Annotated in this window: 16 protein-coding genes; 7 read left to right on the forward strand and 9 right to left on the reverse strand. The window is 45.9% G+C overall.

Annotation, left to right across the window (positions count from 1 at the left end; all coding sequences use genetic code 11):
- Nucleotides 1–21: 21 nt before the first annotated feature.
- Together aceB and AOT11_RS04075 are read right to left on the reverse strand one after the other, a co-directional pair.
- The gene (gene aceB / locus AOT11_RS04070) at nt 22–1656 is read right to left on the reverse strand and encodes a malate synthase A (protein ID WP_026050314.1); all 1635 of its coding nucleotides are present in this window, start codon (nt 1654–1656) and stop codon (nt 22–24) included.
- A gap of 607 nt (nt 1657–2263) precedes the next feature.
- The gene (locus tag AOT11_RS04075; protein WP_011078550.1) at nt 2264–3169 is read right to left on the reverse strand and encodes a hydrogen peroxide-inducible genes activator; all 906 of its coding nucleotides are present in this window, start codon (nt 3167–3169) and stop codon (nt 2264–2266) included.
- A gap of 197 nt (nt 3170–3366) precedes the next feature.
- Here AOT11_RS04075 and AOT11_RS04080 point away from each other — a divergent pair, with 197 nt between their 5' ends.
- From AOT11_RS04080 to ppk2, 3 genes are all read left to right on the forward strand, one after another.
- Complete coding sequence (locus AOT11_RS04080; protein ID WP_017419969.1) at nt 3367–3975, forward strand: peroxiredoxin C; 609 nt, start codon at nt 3367–3369, stop codon at nt 3973–3975.
- Nucleotides 3976–4236: 261 nt separating this feature from the next.
- Entirely contained in the window at nt 4237–4989 is a 753-nt protein-coding gene (locus tag AOT11_RS04085; protein ID WP_017419968.1) for a copper homeostasis protein CutC, read from the forward strand.
- Between the two features lie 53 nt (nt 4990–5042).
- Nucleotides 5043–5819: a polyphosphate kinase 2 gene (gene ppk2 / locus AOT11_RS04090; RefSeq protein WP_017419967.1), complete on the forward strand. Its 777-nt coding sequence runs from the start codon at nt 5043–5045 to the stop codon at nt 5817–5819.
- Nucleotides 5820–5826: 7 nt separating this feature from the next.
- On the opposite strand, the gene phoU is transcribed toward ppk2, so the two are convergent.
- From phoU to AOT11_RS04110, 4 genes are read right to left on the reverse strand one after another with little or no spacing between them, the layout of a single operon-like run.
- The gene (phoU, locus tag AOT11_RS04095; protein WP_017419966.1) at nt 5827–6525 is read right to left on the reverse strand and encodes a phosphate signaling complex protein PhoU; all 699 of its coding nucleotides are present in this window, start codon (nt 6523–6525) and stop codon (nt 5827–5829) included.
- 24 nt (nt 6526–6549) lie between these two features.
- Nucleotides 6550–7368 carry a phosphate ABC transporter ATP-binding protein PstB gene (pstB, locus tag AOT11_RS04100; protein WP_011078559.1) on the reverse strand — a complete coding sequence of 273 codons (819 nt, stop codon included), beginning with the start codon at nt 7366–7368 and terminating at the stop codon, nt 6550–6552.
- 1 nt (nt 7369) lies between these two features.
- Nucleotides 7370–9040 carry a phosphate ABC transporter permease PstA gene (gene pstA, locus AOT11_RS04105; RefSeq protein ID WP_017419965.1) on the reverse strand — a complete coding sequence of 557 codons (1671 nt, stop codon included), beginning with the start codon at nt 9038–9040 and terminating at the stop codon, nt 7370–7372.
- Nucleotides 9041–9067: 27 nt separating this feature from the next.
- Nucleotides 9068–11260: an ABC transporter permease subunit gene (locus AOT11_RS04110; protein ID WP_026050313.1), complete on the reverse strand. Its 2193-nt coding sequence runs from the start codon at nt 11258–11260 to the stop codon at nt 9068–9070.
- A gap of 197 nt (nt 11261–11457) precedes the next feature.
- Between AOT11_RS04110 and ppk1 the strand changes: the two genes are divergently transcribed.
- Together ppk1 and ppx are read left to right on the forward strand one after the other, a co-directional pair.
- Complete coding sequence (gene ppk1, locus AOT11_RS04115) at nt 11458–13560, forward strand: polyphosphate kinase 1 (protein WP_017419963.1); 2103 nt, start codon at nt 11458–11460, stop codon at nt 13558–13560.
- Nucleotides 13544–15043, forward strand: a complete 1500-nt coding sequence (gene ppx / locus AOT11_RS04120; protein WP_017419962.1) for an exopolyphosphatase — start codon at nt 13544–13546, stop codon at nt 15041–15043. Before ppk1 ends, ppx begins: the two co-directional genes overlap by 17 nt.
- Before the next feature lie 44 nt (nt 15044–15087).
- Here the strand turns inward: ppx and AOT11_RS04125 are convergent, their stop codons facing one another.
- Genes AOT11_RS04125 through phoB form a run of 3 tightly spaced genes read right to left on the reverse strand, consistent with a single transcriptional unit; the run spans nt 15088 to nt 18046 of the window.
- On the reverse strand, nt 15088–16041 hold the full coding sequence (locus AOT11_RS04125) for a PstS family phosphate ABC transporter substrate-binding protein (RefSeq protein ID WP_017419961.1): 954 nt from the start codon (nt 16039–16041) through the stop codon (nt 15088–15090).
- Nucleotides 16038–17336 (reverse strand): phosphate regulon sensor histidine kinase PhoR, encoded by a 1299-nt coding sequence (gene phoR, locus AOT11_RS04130; RefSeq protein WP_017419960.1) that lies wholly within the window; start codon nt 17334–17336, stop codon nt 16038–16040. The genes AOT11_RS04125 and phoR overlap by 4 nt, the downstream gene beginning before the upstream one ends.
- A 20-nt stretch (nt 17337–17356) precedes the next feature.
- Nucleotides 17357–18046, reverse strand: coding sequence for a phosphate regulon transcriptional regulator PhoB (phoB, locus tag AOT11_RS04135; protein ID WP_011078566.1), 690 nt, complete (start codon nt 18044–18046; stop codon nt 17357–17359).
- 218 nt (nt 18047–18264) lie between these two features.
- On the opposite strand from phoB, the gene rdgC reads away from it, so the two are divergent.
- The gene (gene rdgC / locus AOT11_RS04140; protein WP_017419959.1) at nt 18265–19179 is read left to right on the forward strand and encodes a recombination-associated protein RdgC; all 915 of its coding nucleotides are present in this window, start codon (nt 18265–18267) and stop codon (nt 19177–19179) included.
- Nucleotides 19180–19321: 142 nt separating this feature from the next.
- Nucleotides 19322–20722 carry a prephenate-dependent tRNA uridine(34) hydroxylase TrhP gene (gene trhP / locus AOT11_RS04145; RefSeq protein WP_017419958.1) on the forward strand — a complete coding sequence of 467 codons (1401 nt, stop codon included), beginning with the start codon at nt 19322–19324 and terminating at the stop codon, nt 20720–20722.

Genomic DNA, 20722 nt, shown 5'->3' on the forward strand with positions numbered 1-20722 from the left:
GGTTGTTGATTGGTTTATTCATTAATCTAGGTAGTCATACCCCGGTACGGTTAAGAAATTGGTTAGCTCGTCGCTTATGGTCAGGCTAGCCATCAACTCTGCGGCCTCATGGAAACGGCCTGAGTCAAAACGAGTCTCCCCCACTTCTTGTTTCACGACCTGAATCTCTTCGTCGAGGTAACGCTTAAACAGCGCTTTGGTCACCATTTCACCGTTATCTAACGACTTACTATGTTGAATCCACTGCCAGATAGAAGCGCGTGAGATTTCTGCGGTCGCGGCATCTTCCATCAAGCCATAAATCGGTACACAGCCATTACCCGAGATCCATGCCTCGATGTACTGCAATGCAACACGAATATTGTGTCTCATACCTTGTTCTGTTCTTGCTCCATCACAAGGCTCCAGTAACTGTTTAGCTGTAATCGGCGCATCGTCTTGGCGAGTGACATCAAGCTGGTTTTTACGCTCACCTAGAGCACGATTAAACACGTCCATGGCGGTGTCGGCTAAACCAGGATGCGCAACCCAAGTGCCATCATGGCCATTGCTGGCTTCGAGTGATTTATCGTTCTGGATCTTATCCAATACCTTTTGATTCTCTTGTGGATCTTTGGCTGGAATAAAGGCGGCCATCCCTCCCATCGCAAACGCGCCACGTTTATGACAAGTGCGGACAAGTAAACGCGAATAAGCATTTAAGAACGGCTTGTCCATGGTCACCACCTGACGATCCGGCAGCACACGGTCTGGATGCTTCTTCAACGTTTTGATGTAGCTAAAAATGTAATCCCAACGGCCACAGTTGAGGCCAACAATATGTTCTTTTAACGAGAAGAGAATCTCATCCATTTCAAAGACGGCAGGCAGCGTCTCGATCAATACCGTGGCTTTGATGGTGCCGGTATCCAAACCGAAATACTCTTCGGTGAAATGGAACACTTCACTCCACCATTTCGCCTCATGATGAGACTGTAACTTGGGAAGATAGAAGTAAGGACCACTGCCTTTTTTCAACAACGCTTTATGGTTGTTAAAGAAATAAAGTGCAAAATCAAATAAGGAACCTGGAATGATCTGACCGTGCCACGTTACATGCTTTTCTTTTAGATGAAGGCCGCGAACACGGCAGATCAACACCGCTGAATTTTCCGCCAGCTGATAATGCTTGCCATTGTCAGGGTTGGTGTAAGAGATGGTGCCATTGACCGCATCACGCAAGTTGATCTGGCCATCCAACACCTTATCCCAAGCTGGAGACATCGAGTCTTCGAAATCCGCCATGAAGACTTTTACATTGGCGTTTAGAGCGTTGATCACCATTTTGCGATCAGTTGGCCCGGTAATTTCGACTCGACGATCTTGTAGATCGTTGGGAATCCCCAAAATTTTCCAGCTCCCTTCTCGAATATCCTGAGTCTCTGCAAGAAAATCAGGTAACTCTCCTTGGTCGATCTTGTTCTGTCTCTCTTCTCGGGCAGTTAACAATTGATCGACGCGCGATGAGAATCGCTCACACAGCTGAGATAAAAAGGTTTGGGCTTCAACAGGGAAAATAGCTTGATGTTCAGGAGACAGGGTTCCTGTTACTTCAAGCATGCCTTGGGTCTGTTGTTCAGCCTGTGTGTTTTCTTTTTCGGGCGTTTGAGCAAGCATCATTCTTCTTCCTTTCATTTTGCTTTACGACGATTCCAGAACAACATTTGTAAGTTTTAAACCACAAAAAATCAAACTACATCCTGTTCAAAAATCCATCTGGCACTTCGTCTTTAGGCTTATAACATCCATGATGAGACGTCACATGACAATCTAGACATAAGTCTTACAAGCCTTTAAATAACTTACACCAACAACCATTAGAGTAAAAGTTCAAAAGTAAACAAAAGGTTAAATTCAAAGTTTTATTCCGTTTCAAACAAGTGCTTGATTTTTGATATCAATATGTAATTAATTACGTAATTTAATTACACCAAGTGAGCTTACAAAAATCAGTTTTAAACAAGCGTATGAATTCATCTAAAAGGAGTGAAAGCCTGTAGAGTTAAGACTTCGAGAGAGATTTGAGGTGGAAGTTTAAACAAAGAAACAAGTTGTATATGTAAAATTAACAATGTGAAATTTCACAATTTTATGAAAGCTTCATTAAGAAAGTTATGTGAAATTTTACAAGTCAAACTACACCATCAGAATAAAATACTAAAAAGCGCACTAAAATTAGTGCGCTTTTTATTCATTACGGCGATTTGTTGGCTACTACTATTTGCTAAAGCAGTTCTGAAACAACCTCTGCAAGTTGATTAAATGTTTTACTGCGTGAAGAACTTGGCCGCCAAACCAACCCAATATCACGATAAGCTTGCTGGCCAGGAGGCTCGATCACCACTAAGTTTTGGTTGTCCAGCAGGCCGTGATCGATGGCCATTTGAGGAATAAAGGTAGTGCCAAGTCCATTTGCCACCATTTGTACTAAGGTATGCAAACTGGTCGCGCTAAATGGGTTAATCTTCTCTTTGTCAGTCAGTTTACAGGCCGACACCGCGTGCTCAGTGAGACAATGTTCTTTTTCCAGTAGGAAAACCGATTCATCGGGAAGGTCATCGTATTTGATCGGAACTTTAATTGCCCCAGCTTGATGGCGGCTAATCACCATTTTGAAAGGATCTTGTCCGACAACGCGACTTTCCATCCCATCGATCTCAACCGGTAAAGCGAGGATCAATACGTCCAGTTCACCATGACGTAAAGCCGTCAACAAGTTGGTTGTTGTATCTTCACGCAATAGAAGATTCAGTTGAGGAAAACGTTGATTGATCTCTTGTACTAAATCGCACAACAAAAATGGAGCGATGGTAGGAATACAACCCAGTTTCAATTGCCCTTGCATGCTGTCTCCTTGACAAAGGCTACCCAGTTCAACCAAGTCTTGCCCCTTTGCCAATAGCTCTCTACCATGCATTACAACCAGTTCACCTGCTTGAGTAAAAACCAAAGGGCTTTTTTTGTCTTTCTTCTCATAGAGAGGACAGCCGATCAACTCTTCTAAATTTTGTATGCCTTTACTTAACGTCGATTGGCTCACAAAGCAACGTTCAGCCGCATCACTAAAATGCCGTGTTTCATGCAGAGTAATAAGATAGTGTAACTGCTTCAGACTGGGCCATTTATTCATAAAATTATTAATACTTACCGTCGTTTGTATGATTAACTCGATAGAATTGCTCTTATCGCTTTTTTCGATGAAGTTAATCTATTTAATTCGCTTTTTTCAATACTACAATCTGTACTATAGTTTGTCGCGTACAAACACGGACTAAGCCAAAAACTTAATCTCTGGTTTAGAAATAAGACATTTTTAGGAGCAAAAAAATGGTACTAGTAGGTCGTCAAGCCCCTGATTTTACTGCAGCTGCTGTTCTAGGTAACGGTGAAATCGTTGATAACTTCAATTTTGCAGAGTTTACTAAAGGTAAGAAAGCCGTTGTTTTCTTCTACCCACTAGACTTCACTTTCGTTTGCCCATCTGAACTGATCGCATTCGACAACCGTTACGAAGATTTCAAAGCAAAAGGCGTTGAAGTGATCGGTGTATCTATCGACTCTCAGTTTTCTCACAACGCATGGCGTAACACGCCAGTTGAAAATGGCGGTATCGGTCAAGTTAAATACCCTCTTATTGCTGACGTTAAGCATGAAATCTGTAAAGCGTACGATGTTGAACACCCAGAAGCAGGCGTTGCTTTCCGTGGTTCTTTCCTAATCGACGAAGATGGTCTTGTACGTCACCAAGTAGTGAACGACCTTCCTCTAGGCCGTAACATCGACGAAATGCTACGCATGGTTGATGCACTAAACTTCCACCAGAAGCACGGCGAAGTATGTCCTGCTCAATGGGAAGAAGGTAAAGCAGGTATGGACGCATCACCTCAAGGTGTTGCAGCGTTCCTATCTGAGCACGCAGCTGACCTTAAAAAATAAGGTTCTTTAACACCCGAGCTCAAACGGGTGAATGGTTGGAAACGCTCAAAGAGCGCAATAAAACAATAGATTGCGGAAACCGCAACACGCCAATCAGTATAAAGTAAAGTCCTTCCAAAGCCCGATGCATTGCATCGGGCTTTTCTTTTTCGCGCAAAACATCCTCTAAAACCCGGTAATTGAAGCGAAAAAGTTTACCCCTATTCTTCATCATGCTCCTGCTATGATGAACTTCTGTTCTCTCTATTCAAACGAAAAAACATGAGTTACCAAGTCGAAGTTTGTATCGATAATATCGAATCTCTACACAATGCTCTTGAAGGCGGAGCGACTCGTATCGAGCTTTGTTCTTCCCTCGCATTAGGTGGGCTAACCCCTAGCTATGGGTTTATGACCCTTGCGGCAAAATTGTCGACGGTTCCGGTTTACGCCATGATCAGGCCAAGGCAGGGAGACTTCTTATACAGTGATGATGAGTTTGCGATCATGCAGCAAGATATTTTGTCTGCTCAACAGGCGGGCTTACAAGGCGTGGTATTTGGCCTGCTGACAGCAGACGGCGAGATTGATGTCGCAAGAACGCGCGTGTTGGTCGAACTTGCCCACTCACTAGGGCTTGGCGTAACTTTTCACCGTGCTTTTGATCAATGCCGAGATCCCTTTACCGCTTTAGAGCAAATCATTGACCTTGGATGCGAGCGAATCTTAACCTCCGGGCTTTCCGCCAGCGCGCCTTTAGGTAAAGAAACGCTGACTCAGCTCGTGGTTCAAAGCCAGTCTCGCCTCGCTATCATGGCTGGCGCAGGAGTCTCCCCTGTTAACGTTGCCGATCTGGCACTGACAACGGGGGTTAAAGAGCTGCATCTTTCAGGCAAGCACACTCGTCCAAGTAAAATGACCTTTATTGCTTCTGACAGCAAGATGGGCGCAGCGGATCAAGACGATTTTGTTGTTCCGGTAACTCATACAACCACCATTCGCGATACCGTATTAGCTCTCAAATCAATCCGCTAACTGCCCGAATTCCCTCCTTCAATGCTATGATTTAACAAAGCAAAGGAGGGCGTATGGGAAAGCTGAAAAAAAAGTTCTATGAACAAGAACTCGAGAACTTACAAATTGAGTTAGTCAAACTTCAAGAATGGGTTAAGCATAAAAAACTCAAAGTCGTCGTCATTTTTGAAGGGCGAGATGCCGCAGGTAAAGGCGGTGTTATTAAACGCATCACTGAAAAACTGAATCCTCGAGTCTGTCGCATCGCAGCATTGCCTGCTCCGACAGAGAAAGAAAAAACGCAATGGTATTTTCAACGTTATGTCGCACATTTACCTGCCGGCGGTGAAATTGTGCTGTTTGACCGCAGCTGGTACAACCGCGCAGGTGTTGAGAAAGTGATGGGATTTTGCAACGATGAGGAATACGAAGAGTTTCTGCGATCTTGCCCCGAATTTGAACGCATGCTGCAGCGCTCTGGTATCATCCTGTTGAAATATTGGTTCTCGGTTTCTGACGAAGAGCAAGAGAAACGATTTATTGAACGGATCAATACGCCAATCAAACGCTGGAAGTTTAGCCCAATGGACCTTGAATCGCGCAATCGATGGGCCGAGTATTCCAAAGCAAAAGATGAGATGTTTGCTTATACCGATACGAAACATTGCCCGTGGTGGGTCGTTCCCTCAGATGAAAAACGCCGAGCTCGCCTTAACTGCATTAGTCACCTGCTCAGTAGCATTGATTACCAAGAAGTGGTTCATCCTCCTGTGACACTTCCTGAACTCAACAAAGAAGGGTATGTTCGCTCCCCTGTTGAAGAGCAGACTTTTGTGCCTGAACGTTATTAGCACGCAGTTACTTCAGTGCGTCATTGATCCCTTGATCACCTAAATGACGCACATCTTTTCCCTTGACGAAATAGATGATGTACTCGCAGATATTTTGGCAACGATCCCCAACTCGCTCAATAGCACGAGCAGACCACATCACCTGAAGGATGTTGGGGATATTCTTCGGATTTTCCATCATATACGTCATGAGCTGACGAATCACCGCCTCATATTCCGCATCAATTTTATCGTCCATTTTATGCACTTCGGCTGCCGCATCCACGTCCATCCGAGCAAACGCGTCTAACACCAAGTGCAGCATCTGAATAGCTTGTCGAGCCAGTGGCTCTAAGGAAACATTAAACTGACGCTCTTTTGATGAAGGGCTTTCGATGGCGACATAGGCCATTTTAGTTGCCACATCACCAATGCGTTCTAAGTCGGTAATGGTTTTGATGATCGCCATGATAAGGCGCAAATCTTTTGCGGTTGGCTGGCGCTTGGCAATGATTCTCGTGCAGGCATCATCAATGGAAACTTCCATCGCATTGACTTTGTGATCATCACGCACCACTCGTCTGGCGAGGTCGATATCGTCGTTATGCAGCGCTTGCATGGCAAAAGAAAGCTGCTGTTCAACCAAGCCTCCCATCGTCAAGACATGAGTACGAATAGACTCAAGTTCTACATTGAATTGCCCTGAGATATGACGCCCGAAATGCATAACGATCCTTATCTAAAATATGTGCTAGCCGTAGCGGCCGGTAATGTAATCTTCAGTTTGCTTTTTCATCGGAGAGGTGAAGATAGTGTCTGCGTCCGAATACTCAATAAGCTTACCCATGTGGATAAAGGCAGTATAGTCGCTGACTCGCGCAGCTTGCTGCATGTTGTGAGTGACAATGACCACAGTATATTGAGTCTTTAGGTCGTTGATAAGCTCTTCAATCGTTAAAGTTGATATAGGATCCAAAGCCGATGTAGGTTCATCCAATAACAGCACTTCTGGCTCAATGGCGACCGCTCGGGCAATGACCAATCGCTGCTGTTGCCCGCCAGAGAGACCAAAGGCATTCTCATGCAGGCGGTCTTTCACTTCATCCCATAACGCTGCCGAGCGCAAAGAGCGCTCTACTGCGTCATCAAGCGTTCGGCTATTTTTCACACCTTGCAAACGTAAACCATACACCACATTTTCATAGATGGATTTAGGAAATGGATTGGGCCTTTGAAACACCATCCCAACCCGACGCCTTAAGGTCGCGACGTCGACACTTGGATCGTAAACATTGCTACCATACAGTTTAACGCTACCTGTCACTTTGCATCCTTCCACCAGATCGTTCATGCGGTTGATACAACGCAGCAACGTTGACTTACCACAACCTGACGGACCGATAAATGCCGTCACTCTCCCTTTAGGAATGCGCATCGAAATGTCGTACAGTGCCTGACTTTGACCATAGTGCAGATCCAAGTTCTCAATCGTAATGGCCGTTTTATCGTCAGGCAGATTATTCACATCTAAAGGGGCGTGGTAGCCCAGAGTGTCATTGAAAGAATACATCTTAGTCTTGCCCCAATGTTCGATATTTTTCGCGTAAATTATTGCGGATACTGATAGCCGTTAAGTTCAAGCCGACAATCACCGTCACCAATAAAAAGGACGTGGCATACACCAGTGGTCGCGCCGCTTCGATGTTAGATGTTTGGAAGCCCACATCATAGATATGAAAGCCCAAATGCATAAACTTACGCTCAAGATGGATATAAGGAAACTGGCCATCCACGGGTAAGCTGGACGCCAACTTAACCACACCAACCAACATCAACGGTGCCACTTCTCCTGCCGCGCGTGCAATCGCCAAAATCAATCCCGTAATGATGGCGGGAGTCGCCATCGGTAAGACCACACGCCACAACGTCTCAAATTGCGTCGCTCCAAGCGCAAGTGAGCCGTGTCGAACCGAGTTGGGGATGCGTGTTAATCCTTCTTCCGTTGTCACGATGACCACGGGCAGCGTCAATACAGCCAAGGTCAGTGCAGACCACAACAGCCCCGGCGTCCCAAAGGTTGGAGCAGGAAGGCGCTCTGCATAAAATAGGTTATCAATTGAACTACCGATGGTGTAAACAAAAAAGCCTAAACCAAAAACACCATACACAATGGAAGGCACACCAGCAAGATTAATGACTGCGATACGGATGATACGAGTAAAGGCGTTATTTTTGGCGTACTCATGCAGATAGATCGCAGCAATAACCCCCAACGGCATCACAATAATCGACATGATCAAAACAAGGAACACCGTACCAAATATGGCAGGAAAGACGCCACCTGCCGAGTTGGAATCTCGTGGATTTTCTGAGAGGAATTTCCAAATTTCTCTCCCCCAGTGCACAATTTTATCGCCAACATTCATTTTGTTTGGCTGCCAAAAATCCAAAATTTCACTGAGAGGAATAGAGACCACATTACCACTCATTTCTTCCACCAGCAGCGTGTAACCCGTGAGTTGCAAACGTAACCCATCAAGCTGCTGGTCGTAGTTGGCCAACTCCTGCTCATAGTGCTCGCGTTCTGCTTGATATTGCTGCAAATACTCGGCGCTCAACGTGCCATTGAGCTCTTTGCGCCGCTTATCCAGACGGAGCTGTTCCAATTTCCAACTTAACGGTTTGATGTTTTGCTCAACCACCAGCGCAATTTCTTCACGTAAACGTTCAGCGTATTCGAGCTTGTCTTGCAACAATGGGAAAATATTCTCGCTGGTCTGAGTATCGCCATCACGAAATGCCAAGTAGCGGCCATAGAAATCGCCGCCACTGCTGCGTTCAAACACAACAATCTCTTCCGGAGTTGTCGGTTCACTGAGTTGCAACTCCAACACCGAAATAAATTCGGAGGGATACAGACCTCGATTCGCCACTTTGATCTTCAAACGAACAGCTTCTTGCTCATCTTGCACAATGGCCTGTAAAGATGGCGGCAGTTGCGAAGAGTCTACTTGGTTTCGCTGATAAACCTGGCCAATCACAAGGCTTCCAACCGATGTTTGTGGCGACAACTGAGGTGAGGTTTTTACTATCGTCCACTGATAGACAGGCGCTGGCCAGAAGTAATTAAGCCCCTTCCAACCAATCAAAAGCAGCAGTGCCAACACCGAAAGCAAGCTGATGCTGACCGCCCCCCCTGTCAGCCAAATCCACGGCGCTCCCGAACGAATCCATTTCAGCACGCTAGCTCTCCTAACATTCGACTATGATCACAGCGCACGATATTTATCTCTTAATCTTTGGCGCACCCACTCGGCCAGCGAATTGACGGCGAAGGTGAAAACAAACAGCAATAGGGCTGCTAAAAACAATAATCGGAAGTGCGAACTGCCCACTTCTGATTCCGGCAACTCAACAGCAATGGTCGCAGATAAGGTGCGCATCCCTTCCAAAATATTCCAATCCATTAGCGGCGTGTTTCCAGTCGCCATTAAAACGATCATGGTTTCGCCAACAGCACGCCCAAGCCCCATCATGATGGCAGAAAAAATTCCCGGGCTCGCGGTGAGAATCACCACATGAGTGAGCGTTTGCCACGCTGTCGCGCCCAGCGCCAAAGAACCATCAGAGAGATGCTTAGGCACGGAGAAAATCGCATCCTCCGCTATGGTAAAAATGGTTGGAATCACAGCAAAGCCCATGGCTAATCCCACCACCATCGCATTACGCTGGTCAAAACCAATCCCATGCTGCGATAGAAATAACCGAATATCGCCGGAAAAAAATAGCGCTTCCAATTCAGGAGCAAACTGCATTCCGAGCGCGACGACCAGCACCATACTCGGGATTAAGATCAGAGCATGCCAACCATTAGGAATACGATGTCGTATCGTCGCTGGCAACAGAGTCCAGAGTCCACCAATGAAGACGGTACTCAACGGTAACACCACCATCAAGGTGACCACGCTGATCAAGTGCTGTTCAACTATCGGTGCAAACCACAAGCCGGCAAGAAAACCGATAATCACCGTTGGCATCGCTTCCATCAGTTCAATGGAAGGTTTGACGATACGACGCATTTTCGGCGCCATAAAATACCCGGTATAAATAGCCCCAAGTACGGCAATCGGCACCGAGAAAAGCATGGCAAACAAGGCCGCCTTTATTGTGCCAAATGCGATAGGAATAAGGCTAAACTTCGGTTCAAAATCATCGCTGGCAGACGTTGACTGCCAAACAAACTCAGGCTCTGGATAACCTTCATACCACACTTTTTGCCAAAGCGATGACAGCGAAATTTCAGGGTATGGGTTATCCACCGTCGCCAGTGTTAATCGTTCTGGAAAATACGCTAAAAGGTATTGTTCGTTGTTCGACATGGCCGCCATCTGCGGGGCTTGTTGATAAGCGCGTAAAAACAGAGCCAATTTTTCACTGGTGGTATAGTGGCTCTGTAACGTTCCGTTGGTATAAAAACTGTAGAAACCTTTACGATGCGTATCCGGCAAGAGGAATTGCACTTCTGAAGCTAACTTAAAATCACGAATGTGCGTCAATTTGCGCTGATTTTGCTGACGGGTATCAAACCATTGCGACACTCGGCCATCATTGCGAGTGACCAATAAAGAGTAGGCTCCTGCAAGCAGGTCTATTTGACGTACTGAGTGCTTCTGGTCACCCAAGGTGAGATCAACAATCTCTCGCACGACAAATTGCTCATCACGCTTCTTCGCCACCACCAACTCAGAACCAGAACGCACATAGAGAGTCTCTCCATCTGGCGTTATAAGAAGTTGCGATGCCACATCAAAGGTGGTTGCGAACTGGAAATCGCGTTGCACCCACTCTCCTTGCACACTTTGCTGCCAGCGAACATGAACTCGTCCATCGTTTGTTAGCCAAGTTAGCGTTGGAGAAGGTTCTAAGTTACTGAACGCAAAGCGTGCGATATCACTGCCTTGCGCCGCAAGACGAAAATCAAAGCTAGGGGAATAAATCTCAACCTCAGGTCGCTGCACACTCTTAGCCAGCGAGCTGTTAAAACGAGGTTTAAATAACGTCACTAGCCCTTGCTGAGAAACAAAGCCATAGCTGTCTAAAGCAGAAACACTCTTGGCAAAAGCGGTCGGATTCTCACTGATTTGTGCTTCGAATACTGCTTCACCACTATCTAGCTGCCAAAACGTTAGACGACCACCTTCGGTAATAGTTAATGCTCTAAGGCCATAATCATCAACAGCAATCGCGACGGGCGGCTTCGTCGCAATAGGCATACTGAGTTTGTTGGGTTCTAGTTTAGCGTCCGAAAAGAGTGGGATCACCACCATCGCTAAATAGACAAAAATCAACACTAACGCAGCCAAAACCCCAACACCGCCACTGGTTACAGCCATACGAACCAAGCGATCTTTTAACAATCTCGACTTGTCTCTGGTCTGCAATGTGAACTCGGCTCTGGCCATCGAATTTTCTACCCTTTTTGACGTGCTGACATAATATTTCGTTAAGATGACAATTATATTACAGATCACATTAACCATATGAAAATAATACAACTATTATGATAGTCATGGTATGAAATAAATCTGTAACAAAAAACACATACTGTGCCTCCTTATTGAGTCCATTTTTAATTACATGATCAACGTCAGGCCAATTTATGAGTGCGGATAAATTCTATATAGAAAAAGAGCTTAGCTGGCTATCATTCAATGAACGGGTATTACAAGAAGCCGCCGACAAAACCGTGCCGCTCATTGAGCGCATTCGCTTTCTTGGTATCTTCTCCAATAACTTGGATGAGTTTTACAAAGTGCGATTTTCGGATGTGAAACGCCGAATCTTGATTAATCGAGAACAAGGTGGCAATGACATCTCAAAGCACTTACTGTCAAAAATGCAAAGTAAAGCTTTGAAACTCAACGAACGCTTTGATGAACTCTACAATGAACTGATCCGAGATATGGCAAGACGGCATATTTTTCTTGTCAACGAAAGCCAACTCGATGAAGCTCAGCAAAAGTGGATCGTGAAGTACTTCCGAAAAGAAGTTCTTCCTCACATCACGCCCCTCATGTTGACTGACGAAATCGACGTATTGCAGTTTCTCAAAGATGAATATGCCTATATTGCTGTCGAACTGAAGAAGCAAGAACAATCGAAATACGCCTTGCTGGAAATCCCCACCGATCACCTTCCTCGCTTCATTATGGTTCCGGAGCAAAAAGGCAAGCGGAAGAAAACCATTATTCTACTCGACAACATTATTCGCTTCTGTTTAAACGACATTTTCGGTGGTTTTTTTGACTACGAGGAGCTCAACGGCTATGCAATGAAAATGACCCGAGACGCCGAATACGACTTGCGTCATGAAGTTGAATACAGCTTGCTAGAGCAGATGTCTGAAGGCCTCAGCCAGCGCCTAACTGCCTTGCCAGTGCGCTTTGTTTACGAGCGAGATATGCCCGAGGACATGCTCAAATATCTCTGCTACAAACTCAAAATCTCTCACTACGACAGCTTGATTCCCGGTGGCCGATATCACAACTTTAAGGACTTTATCGCCTTCCCAAATGTTGGACGCGACTACTTGGAGAACAAACCACTGCCACCATTGACCTGCGCAGATTTTGAAGGCTACGCCAACGCTTTTGATGCCATTCGCAATCAAGACATACTGCTGCACTATCCTTACCACAGCTTTGAGCACATCACGGAACTGGTACGTCAGGCGTCATTTGATCCTAAAGTCGTCAGCATCAAGATCAACGTTTATCGTGTTGCCAAAAATTCGCGATTAATGAACTCATTGATCGATGCAGTGCATAACGGCAAGCGTGTCACCGTGGTTGTTGAGTTACAGGCTCGTTTTGACGAAGAGGCCAATATTGAATGGTCTAAACGCCTAACCGATGCAGGAGTGCACGTCATTTTTGGTGTGCCCGGCACAAAAATTCACGCCAAGTTACTCCTTATCACCCGCCGTGAAGAAGAGGGCTTCATGCGCTACGCGCATATTGGCACAGGGAACTTCCACGAGCGGACAGCCCGTGTTTATACCGATTTTTCCCTCCTCACGGCTGATCAAGAACTCGCTGCTGAGGTAAGAGGGGTGTTTAGTTACATCATGAACCCCTTCCAGCCCGTTAGATTTCGTCACTTGATTGTATCGCCACGAAACTCTCGCTCACAACTATATCGTCTAGTCGATAACGAAATTGCCAATGCACAAGCGGGGAAAAAAGCCGCTATCACACTCAAAGTGAACAATCTTGTCGATAAAGGGCTGATCAGTAGACTTTATGAGGCAAGCAGTGCCGGGGTGAAAATTCGCATGATCATTCGCGGCATGTGCTCGTTGGTACCTGGGTTAGAAGGACTCAGTGACAACATCGAAATCATCAGTATTATCGATCGTTTCTTAGAACACCCCCGAGTCTTGGTTGTCCATAATGATGGTGAACCGTTAGTGTATATTTCCTCTGCTGACTGGATGGAACGCAACATCGATAACCGTATTGAGGTGATGTCTCCTGTACGTGATCCACGAATCAAACAACGCATTATCGATATTCTCAACATCCAGTTTACTGATACAGTGAAGGCGCGCCGAATCGACAAAGAGATGAGCAATAACTATGTTGAACGCGGCAATCGGAAAAAAATACGTTCTCAGATAGCCATTTACGACTATCTTAAAAATGTTGAGAAACACACGCGTAAGCAAAAAGGGCAAGTAGAACAGAATGACAACAACCCATAGTCGAGATATTGCCGCTATCGACCTAGGCTCCAACAGTTTCCATATGATAGTAGCCAAAGTCGTCGATGAAGATCTGCAATTAATCAGTCGCCATAAACAGCGCGTTTACCTTGCTGATGGCTTGGATAACGAAATGAATCTGAGCCACTCAGCGATGGAGCGAGGGCTTGAGTGCTTAGCCATGTTTGCCGAACGACTGCAAGGTTTTGAACCAGATAATGTTCGCATCGCGGCCACGCATACCTTACGACAAGCGCATAATGCTCATCTATTCTTACAACGCGCCAAGCAAGTCCTACCCTTCCCCATCGAAATAATTCCGGGAGAAGAGGAAGCGCGTTTAATCTATCTCGGCGTGGCACATACACAATTAGAAGTCTCCTCTAAACTGGTGGTTGATATTGGCGGTGGCAGTACCGAACTGATCATCGGTCGCGATTTTGAACCAGAGCTACTCAACAGTAAGCAAATGGGGTGCGTCAGTTTCACCAGTCGTTACTTTTCCAACGGAAAAATTACCAAAAAGAACATCAACAAAGCGATCACTGCGGGTGAGCAAAAGCTGGAATCCATCGCTAGCCAGTATCGCAAAAAAGGTTGGGAGATAGCCTATGGTTCATCAGGTTCCATTAAGGCGATTCACGAAGTACTCGTAGGCCTCGGGTTTGAAGATGGCATTATTACCCAAAATCGGCTCGGCACTTTGATCGACATGTTGTGTAGCTTTGATACTATCGATGACATTCAACTGGCCGGGCTCACTGACGAGCGAAAACCCGTGTTTGCTGCTGGGGTGGCAATCCTCATGGCGGTTTTCCAAACACTAAAATTGTCAGAAATGCACTATTCTGATGGCGCTCTGCGTGAAGGCTTACTCTATGAAATGGAAAGTGGCTTTGCTCGTTCAGATCTGAGAATGAGAACAACCGAGAACTTAGCCAAAAAGCACTTGGTGGATTTGGAACATGCTGCGCGTGTTAAAGGTTTAGCCGGTGAACTGCTTGAGCAAGCGCATAAAAAGTTAGGAATAATACGTGAGAGTGAATTGGCCCACTTATTGGAATGGGCCGCCTTGCTTCATGAAGTCGGACTGAGCATTAGCTTACGTGGTTTTCATCGCCATTCAGCCTATATCTTACAACACACGAATATGCCAGGTTTTAACAGTGAACAACAACTTCTGCTGGCCTCGCTCACTCGCTATCAGCGCAAATCCCTTAAGCTCACCGAACTGCCCGATTTCCACCTCTACAGTAGAGAACAAGTGATCAATCTTATTCGCCTTTTGCGCCTCGCCATTCTCATCAATGGTCAACGCAACGATGACCCATTGCCAGACTTTACTTTGGAAGTGAACGATGATCATTGGTTACTCAGCGGTAAAGACAAAGATTGGTTGGAGAACAACAAATTGCTTTCTGCCGATTTACAAAGTGAGCAAGAACGTTGGTCACAAGTGAATTGGAAGCTTGAGCTAAAATAATCCTCCGCAAGGACTGAAAACAAGGCTGTGTAAGCCTTGTTTTTTTATAGGCCAACTTTTGCTAACTCTGCTTGAGCAAAATCACGGGTGATAGAAACATAGCCATCTTTTTCCACTAACGCTTGTCCCTGAGCAGAATAGATAAACTTAATAAACTCCGCTTCAATGGGACTCAACGGTTTATTGGGGTGTTTGTTCACGTAAACGTACAAGTAGCGAGATAGAGGGTAATCGCCAGTCAGAATATTTTCTCGACTCGGATAAACAAACTCATTACCTCGCTTCGCAATAGGAAGTAGGCGCACACCCGCCACACGATAACCCACTCCAGAGTAGCCTATGCCACTGAGCGTGGAGGCCACCGATTGCACTACCGAAGCCGACCCCGGCTGCTCATTCACTTGGCTTTTAAAATCGCCGCCACACAGGGCGTGCTTTTTGAAGTAACCGTAGGTTCCAGAAACCGAATTGCGCCCAAAGAGCTGAAAGTTGCGCTTTGCCCACTCCGCATTAATACCCAGTTGCACCCACGTGCTGACAAAATCCTCTGCACCACAGCGTAAAGTTGCAGAGAAAATAGCGTCCAACTGCAGAAAGTTGAGACCTTTAACCGGATTATCTTGATGAACAAAAATACCGATGGCATCAATCGCAACTCGCAACGCAGTGGGTTTATAACCATGAGTTCGCTCAAACGCTTCCACTTCTCTTAAACGCATCGGACGGCTCATCGGACCAAACTGCGCCGTTTGTTCCGTCAGCGCGGGAGGTGCCGTTGAAGAGCCAGAGGCTTGCACCTGAGCATTAATGTTCGGATAAAGTGCCTTAAACTCTTCCACCCATAGCGTGGTCATCCCCGCGAGCGTATCCGAGCCGACAGATAACAAATTCCCAGAAACACCGGGAAGCTTTTGATAAGGTTGCAACGGTTTATCCAATGCCTGAGCACTCGCACTCATTCCACCCATCAACACTAAACTCAACCACCATCGTTTCATTTCGCCACCAACTTTGCCGGTAAAACGAATGAAAACTTACTGCCACTGCCAACTTTACTTTGGATATCCAAATGTGTGTCGTGATGAGTCAAAGCATGTTTTACAATCGCCAGACCTAAACCACTGCCCCCGGTGTCGCGAGAGCGTGCTTTGTCAACACGATAAAAACGCTCTGTCAGACGATGGATATGTTGCGGTTCAATACCATCACCACTGTCTTCCACTTCTAGGCAAGCACCCTTGCTATTGCGATACCAGCGAACCTGTACTTTTGCACCAGCTGGTGTGTACTTTACGGCATTGTATACTAGGTTCGAAATAGCACTGCGCAGTTGATCTTCATCGGCATAGACTTTGAGCGCTTTATCCACTTGGAAAGAGATGGCGTGCTGATTCTCACCACTCAAACTTACCGCTTCTTTCTCTAACACTTCCAGCATGGCAGGCACATCAACCACTTCATCCAACTCATGGATTGGCGACGCTTCGATCTTGGACAAGGTTAACAACTGATTCACTAAACTGTTCATTCGATTCAGTTGTTCCGTCATCACACGATGGGCTTTACCCCACATGGGGCCAACCAACATGTCCGGGTCTTCGGTCATTTCGAGATAACCCTGAAGCACCGTCATTGGCGTACGTAACTCATGGGAAACATTAGCAAAAAAGTTTCGACGCATGCCTTCTAGCTGTTTCAACTGCGTCACATCACGCACCACCATCAAGTGCTCGCCTTCAGTATAAGGAACAATACGCAGTTCCAGCGTACGTTCAACGTTCAGTGGCGAACACATTTCCAACGGTTCAGAAAAATCATTGCCAGAGAGATATTTAATAAAGTCAGGAGTACGAAGAAGATTAGAAATAGGCTGACCAGAATCTTCAGGCCAATGGAAACCTAATAGATGTTGCGCCAGTTTATTGCACCAAACAATGTTGCCCTCCGCACGAAACACCACAACCGCATCAGGCAACGATTCTGCCCCATTGCGGAAACGACGGATCAAATTCGTCAGTTCTTTGCGCTTGCGTCGCTGTCTTTGCTGCAAGCGATAAAGGCCATTAAACAGAGATTCCCAATTGCCACTGCCCGACGGTGGCGTTAAACGCTTTTCATCCCAGAGCCACGCAGACAAACGTACCTGATTGTTTAAATGCCAACCAAGCTGCAAAGCCGTCGCCACCAAAAGCAGCCACGGCATATATCCGAATATCCACCCCACAATCACCCAGGGGGTGTAAAAAAAAGCCAGCTCCCATGCCAGCTTTTTCCAAGTTAATCTTTCAACCACTCACGACTCCGACATGGTATTTACGCTTTCGTAGAGAAACGATAGCCCGCGCCTCGCACTGTTTGAATCAGTTTATCATGCCCTGCATCTTCTAGCGCTTTACGCAGGCGACGAATGTGAACATCAACCGTGCGATCTTCCACATAAACATTGGTTCCCCACACATTGTTCAACAGTTGCTCACGACTGTATACGCGCTCTTGATGGGTCATAAAGAAATGCAACATCTTGAACTCTGTTGGCCCCATATCAACAGGCGCGTCATTGGCCGTCACACGGTGAGAAACAGGATCGAGTTTAAGCCCTTGAACATCGATCACATCTTCTAGTGCGGTTGGCGTGACACGGCGAATCACCGCCTTAAGGCGAGCCACTAACTCTTTTGGCGAAAAAGGCTTGGTAATGTAATCGTCCGCACCGACTTCAAGGCCACGAACTTTGTCTTCTTCTTCACCACGAGCCGTCAACATCACCACAGGGATGTTACGAGTCAGCTCTTCACGCTTCATGTGCTTAATAAAATTGATGCCACTGCCACCTGGCAGCATCCAGTCCAGTAATACTAAATCTGGGAAGGGTTCAGCAAGTTTGTTTACTGCCGTATCATAATCTTCAGCTTCAACCGCCTGGTAACCTTTCTGTTCAAGCACGAAACACAACATTTCGCGAATTGGCGCTTCGTCCTCTACTACCAGAATCCTTCTAGACATAATTGAATAACCTTATGTAAGTTTGAATAATTTATAGGCCCTAGCCCTTTGCAACTGAAAGCATTATCACGTTCAATTATGACACTTTTGTGACCTTTGCAAACAAATTTTCATATAACTGTCTTTGTTGATTCATCTTGTTTTTTTCCAACTCGATTAGGACAAGCTAGAAAAAATTGCCTATCATGTTGCCCCTGTATTTATCTTAGAGAAGCGCTATGTGGTTTAAAAACTGTATGGTCTATCGCGTGAATCGCGAGATTGAATTCAACGCAGATCAACTTGAAAAACAATTGGCAGAGTTCCGTTATACGCCTTGTGGCAGCCAGGATAAGCAAAAATTTGGCTGGGTAAGCGCGATGGGACGACACGGTGATATGATGACCCACGTGTCAGAAGACCGCATTCTTATCTGTGCTAAAAAAGAAGAAAAAATGCTGCCCGCTTCGGTGATCAAAGAATCACTGAATGCCAAAGTGGAAGCGATGGAAGCCCAAGAAGGCCGCCCGCTGAAGAAAAAAGAGAAAGAAACACTTAAAGAAGACATCATTATCGATCTTCTACCACGAGCTTTCAGCCGCAGTAGTCACACCTATGTGCTCATCTTGCCAAAAGAAGGGTTTATTTTGGTCGATGCCAGCAGCTACAAAAAAGCGGAAGACGTGCTCGCACTGCTGCGCAAAACTATGGGTAGCCTACCTGTTGTACCTGCGATTCCAGAAAAAGCGGTTGAGACTACGTTGACTGAATGGGTAAAAACAGGCCAAACACCACAAGGTTTCCATTTACTCGATGAAGCCGAACTTAAATCTGTTCTGGAAGATGGCGGCATTATTCGCTGTAAGAAGCAAGAGCTCACCAGCGACGAAATTCTCAGCCATATCGCTGCAGATAAAGTGGTGACAAAACTAGCTCTCAATTGGCAAGAGCGATTGGAGTTTGTTCTGGCCGATGACGCGAGCATCAAACGTTTGAAGTTTTCTGATGAATTACGCGATCAGAACGACGATATTCCAAGAGAAGATCAAGCAGCACGCTTTGATGCAGACTTTTCTCTCATGTGTGGCGAGCTGTCTGCATTTTTGCCTAATCTTTTTCAAGCACTGGGTGGTTTACCTCACCCTAACGCTTAAGCCTTTTCAACGCCTTCACCACAGAAGGCGTTTTTCTCTCTTTTACCTAGTCAATGATCACAATTTGGCGTAAAATTTGCGCCCCGATTCCATATGGTGGAATCGTACTGACCTGTGATCAGATAAAAAGAGAATTCAAGCAATGACATCAAATACATCCTTTGTTCCTGAGCTATTGTCGCCTGCGGGTAGCCTAAAGAATATGCGTTACGCATTTGCTTATGGCGCTGACGCGGTTTATGCAGGGCAACCTCGCTACAGCCTTCGTGTTCGTAACAATGAGTTCAATCACGAGAACCTAAAAATTGGTATCGACGAAGCGCATGCCTTAGGTAAGAAGTTCTATGTGGTATGTAACATTCAACCACACAACTCTAAGCTAAAAACGTTTATCCGAGATTTGAAGCCGGTTGTGGATATGGGCCCAGATGCGCTGATTATGTCTGACCCAGGCTTGATCATGATGGTGCGTGAAGCCTTCCCTGATATGGCGATTCACCTTTCAGTTCAAGCCAACGCGGTGAACTGGGCAACAGTCAAGTTTTGGGCTGCATATGGTGTAGAGCGTGTCATTGTTTCTCGTGAGCTATCACTCGAAGAGATCGAAGAGATTCGTCAACAGTGTCCAGAAACAGAACTCGAAGTGTTCGTCCATGGCGCATTGTGTATGGCTTATTCAGGCCGTTGCTTACTGTCTGGCTACATCAACAAACGCGACCCTAACCAAGGCACTTGTACTAATGCTTGTCGTTGGGAATACAAAGTTGAGCAAGGCAAAGAAGACGATGCTGGCCAAATTGTAGAACAATTTGATCCAAATGCTGCGCAAGCGATTGAAGTACAAGAAGAGCGCCCAGAAACCACCATTGGCCGTGGCAAACCCATCGATGATGTTGTTCTTCTATCAGAAAGCCATCGCCCTGACGAAAAAATGGCAGCATTTGAAGATGAACACGGCACCTACATCATGAACTCAAAAGATCTCCGTGCAGTTCAACACGTCGAGCGCTTAACCCAAATGGGGGTTCATTCTCTGAAAATTGAAGGCCGTACTAAATCCTTCTACTATTGCGCGCGTACAGCGCAAGTTTATCGCAAAGCCATTGATGATGCGGTAGCGGGCAAACCATTTGACGAAACGCTAATGGGCACTCTAGAAAGCCTTGCTCACCGTGGATACACAGAGGGCTTCCTACGTCGCCACACGCATGACGCATACCAAAATTATGACTATGGTTACTCCGTTTCCGATGCTCAACAGTTTGTTGGTGAGTTTACTGGCAAACGTCGCGGTGACTTGGCGGAAGTAGAAGTGAAAAACAAATTTGTTCTGGGTGATAGCCTAGAGTTAATGACGCCAAAAGGTAACGTTGTTTTCACTCTTGAACAAATGGAAAACCGTAAGTCTGAGTCAATTGACGATGCCAAAGGCAACGGTCACTTCGTCTTTATTCCAGTTCCACAGGATATGGATCTGAGCTACGCGTTACTTATGCGTAACCTAAACGAAGGTCAGGATACCCGTAACCCAACAGGTAACTAA

The sequence above is a fragment of the Vibrio vulnificus NBRC 15645 = ATCC 27562 genome, assembly GCF_002224265.1.
Lineage (GTDB): Bacteria > Pseudomonadota > Gammaproteobacteria > Enterobacterales > Vibrionaceae > Vibrio > Vibrio vulnificus.